At 49.0% G+C, this 9,593-nt stretch carries 7 protein-coding genes, 1 pseudogene and 1 riboswitch; of the genes and pseudogenes, 3 read left to right on the top strand and 5 right to left on the bottom strand.

Features of this window, described 5'->3' with window-relative positions; translation table 11 throughout:
* The 4 genes and pseudogenes from IQ263_RS11770 to cobG form a co-directional block, all read right to left on the bottom strand.
* Positions 1 to 307, bottom strand: a pseudogene (locus tag IQ263_RS11770) (photosystem II q(b) protein); the annotation flags it as partial.
* 228 nt (positions 308 to 535) lie between these two features.
* Positions 536 to 1,246, bottom strand: coding sequence for a precorrin-2 C(20)-methyltransferase (locus tag IQ263_RS11765; protein WP_194067584.1), 711 nt, complete (start codon positions 1,244 to 1,246; stop codon positions 536 to 538).
* Positions 1,243 to 1,872, bottom strand: a complete 630-nt coding sequence (locus tag IQ263_RS11760) for a precorrin-8X methylmutase (RefSeq protein ID WP_194067590.1) — start codon at positions 1,870 to 1,872, stop codon at positions 1,243 to 1,245. Before IQ263_RS11760 ends, IQ263_RS11765 begins: the two co-directional genes overlap by 4 nt.
* A gap of 215 nt (positions 1,873 to 2,087) precedes the next feature.
* Positions 2,088 to 3,599 (bottom strand): precorrin-3B synthase, encoded by a 1,512-nt coding sequence (cobG, locus tag IQ263_RS11755; RefSeq protein ID WP_370589096.1) that lies wholly within the window; start codon positions 3,597 to 3,599, stop codon positions 2,088 to 2,090.
* A riboswitch (adenosylcobalamin-variant (AdoCbl-variant) riboswitch) is annotated at positions 3,574 to 3,653 on the bottom strand. (Overlaps the previous gene by 26 nt.)
* Before the next feature lie 410 nt (positions 3,654 to 4,063).
* On the opposite strand from cobG, the gene cbiE reads away from it, so the two are divergent.
* The 3 genes from cbiE to IQ263_RS11740 all read left to right on the top strand — a co-directional run bounded on the left by cbiE (position 4,064) and on the right by IQ263_RS11740 (position 6,505).
* Complete coding sequence (gene cbiE, locus IQ263_RS11750) at positions 4,064 to 5,272, top strand: precorrin-6y C5,15-methyltransferase (decarboxylating) subunit CbiE (protein WP_194067583.1); 1,209 nt, start codon at positions 4,064 to 4,066, stop codon at positions 5,270 to 5,272.
* Between the two features lie 103 nt (positions 5,273 to 5,375).
* The gene (locus tag IQ263_RS11745) at positions 5,376 to 5,825 is read left to right on the top strand and encodes a RusA family crossover junction endodeoxyribonuclease (RefSeq protein ID WP_228049982.1); all 450 of its coding nucleotides are present in this window, start codon (positions 5,376 to 5,378) and stop codon (positions 5,823 to 5,825) included.
* Positions 5,822 to 6,505, top strand: a complete 684-nt coding sequence (locus tag IQ263_RS11740; RefSeq protein WP_228049981.1) for a hypothetical protein — start codon at positions 5,822 to 5,824, stop codon at positions 6,503 to 6,505. Before IQ263_RS11745 ends, IQ263_RS11740 begins: the two co-directional genes overlap by 4 nt.
* 97 nt (positions 6,506 to 6,602) lie before the next feature.
* Here the strand turns inward: IQ263_RS11740 and cphA are convergent, their stop codons facing one another.
* Positions 6,603 to 9,326, bottom strand: a complete 2,724-nt coding sequence (gene cphA / locus IQ263_RS11735) for a cyanophycin synthetase (RefSeq protein WP_194067582.1) — start codon at positions 9,324 to 9,326, stop codon at positions 6,603 to 6,605.
* Between the last annotated feature and the right edge of the window lie 267 nt (positions 9,327 to 9,593).

Below are 9,593 nucleotides of genomic sequence, written 5' to 3'. Positions count from 1 at the left end.
CAAGAGAAGCTGCTTCCCAGATTGGGTAGAAGTGAAGACCGATCGCGTTAGACGAAGGAACAACTGCACCTGTGATGATGTTGTTACCGAACATCAAGGAACCTGCTACTGGTTCGCGGATGCCGTCAATGTCTACGGGAGGGGCTGCGATGAAGGCAGTGATGTAGCAGATTGTGGCAGTTAGCAAGGTAGGAATCATCAAGACGCCGAACCAACCTACATAGAGGCGGTTGTCGGTCGATGTTACCCAGTTACAAAACTGGTCCCACAGGTTGGCGCTTTCGCGCTGCTGTAAGGTGGCTGTCATGTGTTTATGATTGCGTTATTTGGTTTTCAATGTTCGTGACGGCTTTGTGTTCCGCCATGTATATAAATATAAAGCATATTCTCAGCTTTGTAAAGGTCTGTAACGACAGTTAAACTTATGAAATTTATAATTTTAACTTATTGATTTGAAGAAAATGGGGTAAATGGGCAAGAATCCACAAAAAAACAGGAAAAGCCTGGAAGCTTGTCGCCTTCAGGCATGGAAATATTAAGATACAGACTTTTGTTGGCTGGGTATCATCACCAGCGCCCAGTAGGGAACCTCAGCCGGATCGACATCGGCGATCGCCTTAATTCGCTGATTTGGCATAGTTGCCCGTTCTATATATAGTGCGCGATCGAACTGTCCCAACTCAATCAGCACCTCCCGGACTTTCGCAAAGTGCCTCCCCAGCTTAATAATCACAGCAGCATCAACCAGCGCCAGCCGATCGCGCAAAGTCTCCGCATCCAGCGTCGCAGGCATAATACTTAACACATCGTTACGATAAGTTAACGGTACTCCCAGGGCACTCGCACTCGCCATAGTCGAAGAAATTCCCGGCACAACTTCGGTAGTAAACTTTCCCGACAAACGGTTGAACAAATACATAAACGAGCCGTAGAGAAAAGGCTCACCCTCGCACAAAACCGCCACATCCCGGCCCTCAGTGAGGTGGGCGGCAATTTTCTCGGCAGCAACATCATAATAAGGTTGCGACGATCGCGTCGGACTAAAAGGCAACGGCATCGGAATCTCAATTTGTTCTGGACGCAAATAATCTGCGACGATCGCCCGCGCCAGCACCTTACCATTTTCCATCGCCGGATATGCAATGACCGGCACCGACTGCAAAATCCGATAAGCTTTCAAAGTAATCAATTCCGGATCGCCAGGGCCGATGCCCAATCCGTACAATTTACCAGCAGTCTCAGTCATAATTCGTCCTCTTTAGCTAAAGCATTCACGGCCGCCGTTGCCATTGCACTGCCACCGCGCCGCCCCTGCAGCGCGATAAATGGCACTCCCCGACTGTTGGCTGCGAGTTCGGCTTTAGATTCCGCCGCCCCCACAAATCCTACCGGGAAACCGAGAATCAAGGCAGGTTTGGGGGCTCCAGCATCCAGCATTTCCAGCAGTCGGAACAAAGCAGTCGGGGCATTGCCAATGGCCACCACCGCACCATCTAAGTTATCTAGCCACAAATCCAGTGCCGCAGCCGATCGAGTATTGCCGATTTGGCGCGCCAACTCCGGGACATCGGGATGCCAGAGGGTGCAAATCACCTGATTGTTAGCGGGAAGTCGCTTGCGGGTGATGCCTTCGGCTATCATTCGGGCGTCGCACAAAATCGGCGCGCCTGCTGCGAGGGCTTGACGCCCGCAGGTGGCGGCACTGGGGGAAGCTGCTAAATCTTTAACAATATCTGTCATTCCGCAACTGTGAATTAGTCGCACGGCGACTGTTTCTAAGTCTGCTGGTAGGCTTGACAAGTCTGCTTCGGCGCGGATTGTGGCGAAGGATTTTGTGTAGATTTCTGTTCCGTCTCGGATGTAGTCAATCATTAAAATAATTGGGAATTGGGAATTGGGAATTGGGAATTGGGAATTGGGCATTGGGAATTGGGCATTGGGAATTAAAAGACTGTACTTAACTTTATTTGAAATTGTTATTATGGGTAGTTTGTTTGATTGGTAAAATAGGTTTTTTAAATGAACCGCGAAGGCGCGAAGGGCGCAAAGGAAGAAAGAGAAGGGGAAATGATTACAATTTTTCGGTTTTAATGATTTTCTGATCTCAGTAATTTCTGCAATTTGTCGATCGCCCATCGATCGCAAAATTCGCCGAATGACTCGCCCGGTTCTCGAAGTTGGTGGTAGGCGCGCAGCATTTTTTCGATCGCGCGGGGCATTTCGGCTACAGTCACGGCGGGGAAGATTTGCCGTCCAAAGGGCTGGTCTTTTTTACCTACATAAATGTTGTAACCTGCGATCGTCTGGTTTCCCTGCTCAATCTGAATTCCTATTAGGGTGATGTCTATTGGCTGGTGTTGGGCGCAGGATTTTTCGCAGCCGCTGAAATGTATGTTTATCGATCGGTCGATGGTCAGTTTTTGCGCTACATCCCTTGCCATTGTTAGGGCGTGACTTTGAGTATCTGTCGCCGCTGACGCGCAGCCGCTGCTACCGGCGCAAGCAACTAAGCAGGAATCTAGATTAGTTGCGGATGAATGCAATCCTAAATCGGCGATTTGCTGTTTGACCTCAAAAACTTGGGAGTTGGGGATGTCGGAAATCAGCAGATTTTGCCACGGTGTAAGCCTCAGAGTGCCGTTGGCGAGATTTTGGGCTAAGTTTGCCAAATTCCGCAGTTGCTTTGATTCTAGCTTGCCTAGAGGCAGGGCAATGCCGATGTAGGAGAAATCCGACTGTTGCTGACGGTGGATGCCGAGATTGGCGTTGGGTTCGATCGCCTTTTCTGAAAGTTCGATCGCGCTTCGCCCCAAGGGAAACGGCAATTTTGTCTCTACTTTTTCGAGATAATTTTCAACGCCCCAATCGGCTAGCAAGTGCCGCAATCGCGGTTTTTTGCCATCAATTCGCGGTCGATTTTTGGTGTATTCCAGATAGATATTAGCGAGGGCTGCTAATACTAAAATAGTTTGAGATTGTTCGATAATAATTCCTGTGTTTCCGTTCAAATAGAGGCGAAAAACTATTTCAAAATTGGTCGAACTCCTTTCTGCTACTAATAAAATATCGTTCCGTAAATTGCGGATTGAAACTAATTCTCCGCCATCAAAACCAATGCTGAATTTAGCCGAAAGTTCTGCTAATTCGGGATGTGTTTGCAGGTCATCATCCCAAGCTTTCACTAAGGGGCGAGTATCGAGTAACTGCTGTCGGTCGATTCCTGCTGTCGGGCTTGCCATCATATTGCGAATCGGGTCAACTTCAACGCGGCGAGACGCTAATCCCAATTCCTGCAAATCTTGCCAAACTTCTGGGGGAATTTCTGAGTGCAATTCTCGGATTTGCAAATTTGCCCGATTTGTGATTTGCAAACAGCCGGTACTGTAGCGATCGACTAAATTGGCGATCGACCAACATTGCTGTACGCTTAAAATTCCCCCCGGAATCCGCATCCTCGATAAAACTCCGTCGCGGGCGCGGGAACCGTAAAATAGGCCGGGACAAGTTGGTAAATCAGTCAAAACTAACAAATAATCTCCTCCCCGTGCGACGCAGGGAATGTAAAGTAAACTTCCTGAAACCGGCATTCTGACTTTCACAGTTGCGGCACAGCGCCGGAATTGCACCGGACTTTCCCGCTTTCAGGTTTAAGAAATGTATCACAAGTCGATCGCCCGCCGCTTAAATTCTCAATTTTCTTAACAAATGCCCGCTAATTTTGTATAGTTTTCAGAGGAATAGCGAGAAATCGGCTTTTTTACAAAAATATAAAGGTTGCAGACGGCTGATTCCCGAAAAAAAACAATTTATCTAGTGAAAATGCACCCAAGAGTGAGTTAAAATAATGACTCGCTGGCCCCAATTAATCAATCCGAAAAACAGTGCAAGTGCAGTTCCCTAGCACAGCCACAATAGATTTTTTTAAATTTTCATCTGCGTGCATCCCTGTCGATCGGCCTGACATCTGCAGTTGACCTCTTTATCAAAAAAATATCCAATAAATACTGTAAATTTAATCTCATATTATTGTTGAAAATTGATAAATCGTAATTACCTTGGCGCAATGCACAAATGGCTTTCGGTGGTGGGAATTGGCGAAGATGGACTTTCGGGATTGAGCTCGATCGCCCGATCGTTATTCGATCAATCTAAAATCGTTGTCGGGGGCGCGCGCCACCTCGCAATGCTACCAACAGACGACACCCGCGAAAAATTAGTTTGGGCTTCACCCCTACAAACAACAGTTGACAGCATCATCAGCCGTCGCCCAGAGTCTGTTTGCGTGCTCGCAAGTGGCGATCCGATGTGTCACGGGATTGGTGTCACGCTGTCGCGCCAAATTCCGATTTCAGAAATGATTGTGATTCCCGCAGCATCGGCTTTTAGTCTTGCTTGCGCGCGTTTGGGTTGGGCGCTGGCGGATGTTGAGACTTTTAGTTTAACAAATCGCCCCATCGCCTCGATCGCCCTTGCTTTGTCTCCCGGCGCGCGCTTGCTGGTGTTGAGTGCCGATCGGCACACGCCGGGAAAGGTCGCCGGTTTGTTGACTGAGCGGGGGTTTGGCAGCAGTTTGATGACTGTGTTCGAGCGGATGGGGTCGGAGGCGGAACGGCGGATCGAGGGGGTTGCAGCGGCTTGGAATGGGGCGGATTTGGCGGATTTGAATGCGATCGCGATCGCAGTTGCAGCCGATCGACAAACTCTTATCCTCCCTCGAACTGCGGGTTTACCGGATGCTGCGTATCGCCACGACGGACAGTTGACTAAACGGGAGGTTCGAGCCGTTACTCTGTCTGCGTTAGCGCCGATTCCGGGGGAGTTGCTTTGGGATGTGGGGGCGGGCTGCGGCTCGATCGCGATTGAGTGGATGCGGAGTCATCGGAGTTGTCGGGCGATCGCGATCGAACGCCATCCAACTAGACTAGAATACATTGCCGAAAATGCCTCTAATTTGGGTGTTCCCGAACTCAAAATCGTGGCGGGAGACGCACCGGAAGCTTTGGCAAATTTGCCGAAACCAAATGCTATTTTCATCGGTGGCGGTGTCACTGTTGAGGCTTTGTTAGAAACTTGTTGGAATGCTTTGGGCGAGGGCGGCCGTTTAGTTGTGAATGCGGTGACAATTGAGAGTGAACTTACGGTGCTGCAATGGCATTCTTTGCACGGTGGCGAACTAATTAGAATTGGGATTCAGCGCACGGGGGCGATCGGTTCTTTTCAGGGTTGGAAACCGCTTGCACCGGTGACTCAGTGGGCGGTAGTTAAGGGTTGAAAGGTAATAAAAACGAGATTCAATATCAAGAATATTATCCCGCAATTGCGATAAAATTCTATGTCACGGTACCCCGCTCCGTCCGAGGCCAGAGTCAGGACACTTGCAGTCAGATCAAATAATCCCCGATCTTCTATTTAGAAATACTTTGGTGACATTTGAGTTCATAGTAGATGGGCCACCCGTATCACAACAAGCTCGCAGACGAGATCGTCTTAAAGCTTGGAAAATGACGGTGAGGCAAGAGGCTGAAAAATACTGGTCTTCAGAGCAAAAAATAGCTACCGGGCTCGTTATGCTCCAGATAACTTATTTCTACGATTCTGTTAAAATTGATGTGGACAACATAGTAAAGCCAATTCAAGATGCAATTATCGGGCTAGCCTATGTCGATGACGATCAAGTAACTGATGTCCTAGCCCGCAAGAGGAATTTATCAGGTAACTTTAAAGTAGAAAATATGACCTTAATCCTAGCGGAAGGATTTGCCCGTGGCAATGAATTCTTGCACATTGTCGTAATTGATGCTCCTGATCAAGAGGTACTGACATGATGGCAACTTCAACTGCAAACATAGAAAGAGAGCGACTGTTAAAACTAGCAGAGGAGTATCGTGAGAAAGGTTATGAAATTTCATTTCATCCAAACTCTGAAGATTTACCGGACTTCCTTAAAAGCTATCGCCCGGATCTGATAGTGCGTCGGGGGGAAGAGTCAGTGGTTATTGCAGTCAAGTCACGCGCTTCACTCAACTCACCCTCTAGCACATATCTACGCAATTTAGCCCAAGCAGTAGCAGAAAATCCTGGTTGGAGGTTTGAGTTAGTGATGACTAACTCGGAGGATGCAGTCGAGCTTCCCAAAGCTGAGGATTCTTTTCAAGAGCATGAAATAGAGTTAGGTTTACAAGTTGCTAAGCAACTTGTCACACAACATTTAGAGTCAGCCATGCTATATTCTTGGTCTTTAGTTGAGGCAACTTTGAGGATTGTTGCCCAGAAAGAAGAGCTAAGTTTGCAAAGATTAGATCCGCTTTATTTAGTGAAACAACTGACGGTGGAGGGCGTGATTTCTAAATCTGAATATCAGTTATTAATGAATGCGTGTTCTTTGCGTAACTCTATTGCTCATGGGTTTAAAACGACACAACTTACGCAAAAATCTGTGTGTGAACTGATTGAGGTTACAGAGCAACTATTGAAAGGTTTGCATACTGGCGATGGAGCAGGCTAAAATTTTAAAAAACACAAAAATTACGTAATTTTTCAAACAAATAGGTTGGGTTTAACGCAATTAAACCCAACCTATTAATTCAATGAGACTTCAGAATTTAACCTTGATTTACCACTGTCGGTTTTAAACTATTCTGCGATTCAGAAATGCGATCGACCATAGCAGCATTTACCACAGATTCCTGAATCGGTTTCCGGGCTTCAATTAAACCCAAAGCTTTCGTAACACCTTCGGGTAAAATCACCACTAAACTGCCAGCGGGCGCTTCGTCTAGGGCTTTGTTAACCGCCGTTGTTTCGTCGAGAATCAACTCGTATTGAACTTTAGACCGATCGCCCGTGCGGGCAGAAATCCCGTCTGCAATCCCTTGGCAAATTAACTTCGCCACCACACCCGGTTCTCGCCCGCGCCTGTCAATATCTTCTTTGACAATAATGCGATCGAACATTTCGGCCGAAAGTTTGCCCAAGGTGACAAAATCTTCATCTCGCCTGTCCCCCGGCGCACCCACTACCCCGATCCGCATTCCCGGCCAATTCTGCACGAAACAGCCCAAAGCTTGGTAGCTGTGGGGGTTGTGGGCGTAGTCCAGCAAAGCGTGATAGCTGCCCAAATTAAACAAGTTCATCCTTCCGGGAGTTTGGCCTACCGATGCCTGAAAGCTTGACAAAGCTGCCCGAATATCTTCTATTTTCAATCCTTGGGCAAAAGCCGCCAGACAAGCTGCTAAAGCATTGGCAATCATAAACGGCGCGCGCCCGCCCATCGTCAGCGGCACGTTCACAGCCTGCTCGATTCTCAGCGTCCAATCGCCTTTCAAAATCGATAAATACCCATTTTCGTAAATTGCAGCCAGCCCGCCCGCAGCGGTATGTTTGGCAACCAGTTCGTTTTCCGGGTTCATCGAAAAATATGCAATCTGAGCCTTGACACGCTGCGCCATTTGTGCTACTAGCGGATCGTCTGCATTTAACACTGCATAGCCTTTGGGCATTACCGACTCTACGAGGACACTCTTGAGTTTGGCGAGTTGTTCCACGGTGTCGATGTCGCCAATTCCCAAATGATCGGCTGCGACGTTCAAGACTACGCCGACATCGCACTGATTGAAGCCCAAGCCCGATCGCAAAATTCCACCTCTAGCCGTTTCCAGCACCGCCACTTCCACCGTCGGATCGGACAAAATCAAGTGAGCGCTTTGCGGCCCGGTATTATCTCCGCTTTCAACCAAATAATCGCCGATGTAAGTGCCGTCGGTAGTCGTGTAGCCGGTAATTTGACCAGTCTGCTTGAGAATGTGGGCCAGCAGGCGAGTTGTTGTAGTTTTGCCGTTGGTTCCAGTCACGGCTAAAATCGGCACCCGGCTGTGTTGAGGCGAGGGGAAAAGCATATCGAAGACTGCGCCGGCAACGTTGCGGGGCAAACCCTGACTCGGGGCGACGTGCATTCTGAAACCCGGTGCTGCGTTGACTTCGACGATCACGCCGTTCGTATCCCGCAGGGGCACAGAAATATCGTCTGTTACTACGTCAATGCCGGCGATGTCCAAACCGATGATTTTGGCCACTCTGGAAAACAGCCAGACGTTTTCTGGGTGAATTTCGTCGGTGCGATCGACTGCAATGCCACCGGTACTCAAATTTGCTGTGGCGCGCAAAAATACTCTTTCGCCGGCCGGCACTACCGAGTCCATCGCGTAGCCTTGTTTTTGCAGCAAATCGAGGGTCAATTTGTCGATCGTGATCCGGGTGAGTACGTTGTCGTGTCCGTCTCCCCGCTGCGGATCGCGGTTGACTTCTGCAACGAGCTGTTCTACTGTATCCCTGCCGTTACCCACAACGTTAGCGGGGACTCGTTCTGCGACTGCTACGACTTGTCCGTTGACTACTAACACTCTGTGGTCGCGGCCGGTGTAGTAGCGCTCGACAATGATGCTTTTTGTTTTTGAGGCGGCGCTGGCTAAGTCGTAGGCTTCTTCTGCTACTTCCCAGGAGTTGATGTCGATTGTGATCCCGCGGCCGTGGTTGCCGTCTAGAGGTTTGAGGACGATCGGAAAACCGCCCACATCTTCGATCGCCCCCTGCAGTTCGTCCAAATAATGAATCACTGTCCCTCTCGGCACCGGCACGCCGGCAGCGCCCAGAATATTTTTGGTACCTTCCTTGTCGCAGGCTAGTTCTACCCCCAAAACTCCCGTGCGGTTGGTCAGAGTTGCCTGAATCCGCTTTTGATGAACTCCGTAGCCTAGTTGAATCATAAACCGGGCGCCCAAGGGCAGCCAGGGAATCCCGCGCGCTTCTGCTTCCTTGATCAGGGTTTCGGTACTCGGCCCGAGGGCTGCAGACAAAGCAAACTCTCTGAGGTCTTTCAAATCTTGCGCTAATTCCGCCGCAGAATAAGAGCCTGTATCGGCAATGCTCTGGCACATCCGCACCCCCGCCCTGGCTGCATAGCGACCTGCTTGTTCGTTTTGATACTCGATTACTACTTGGTAAATCCCTGGTGTGGCAGTCTCGCGGGTGCGACCGAATCCGGCGGGCATTCCTGCCATTTCCTGAAGTTCTAGGGCTACGTGTTCGATTACGTGTCCCATCATTGTGCCTTCTCGCACCCGTTCCAGGAAGCCTCCCCGATGGCCGGGAGAACAGTGATGGTCGTCCAAACTCGGAAGTGCTGCGGTCAAGCCTTCGTAGAAGCCTGGAATTTCAGATGTGGTTTTATCTGCCAACTCCTCTAAATCCAGACGCATGAGTACGAGTTTGTGGCGTCGGATGCTCCAGTAGTTGGGGCCGCGTAAGGTCTGGATTTTAAGTATTTTCATCGCAGTTATAGGGGTATGGGGCGCGAAATCTTATAGGTAATTGCAGCATTTATTCAATTTGGAGCTTGATTGGACGATCGACTGTTCGCAGCGAACAGTTTGGCACTGAATTTCTAGTGATTAGCGGGAACATCAATCTTAGATTTTAGATATTTCGGCTTCGCGAGCGTACAAGTTTTAGATTTGAGATTTTAGGTTTATTCTACAGACAGATCGATCGTCTGGGAGATCCAACAAAATTCTCAAATCTGGGGTTCTCCACACTCA

It is taken from the genome of Tychonema sp. LEGE 06208, from assembly GCF_015207505.1.
Classification (GTDB): Bacteria; Cyanobacteriota; Cyanobacteriia; order Cyanobacteriales; family Microcoleaceae; genus Microcoleus.
The sequence above is the reverse complement of the archived record's forward strand: the minus strand, read 5'-3'. Positions and strand labels throughout refer to the sequence as shown.

Excerpts from the sequence above, each read along its gene's own strand:
- IQ263_RS11765 (WP_194067584.1), bottom strand. The coding sequence starts at position 1,246 with ATGACTGAGACTGCTGGTAAATTGTACGGATTGGGCATCGGCCCTGGC.
- IQ263_RS11760 (WP_194067590.1), bottom strand. The coding sequence starts at position 1,872 with ATGATTGACTACATCCGAGACGGAACAGAAATCTACACAAAATCCTTC.
- cbiE (WP_194067583.1), top strand. The coding sequence starts at position 4,064 with ATGCACAAATGGCTTTCGGTGGTGGGAATTGGCGAAGATGGACTTTCG.
- IQ263_RS11740 (WP_228049981.1), top strand. The coding sequence starts at position 5,822 with ATGATGGCAACTTCAACTGCAAACATAGAAAGAGAGCGACTGTTAAAA.
- cphA (WP_194067582.1), bottom strand. The coding sequence starts at position 9,326 with ATGAAAATACTTAAAATCCAGACCTTACGCGGCCCCAACTACTGGAGC.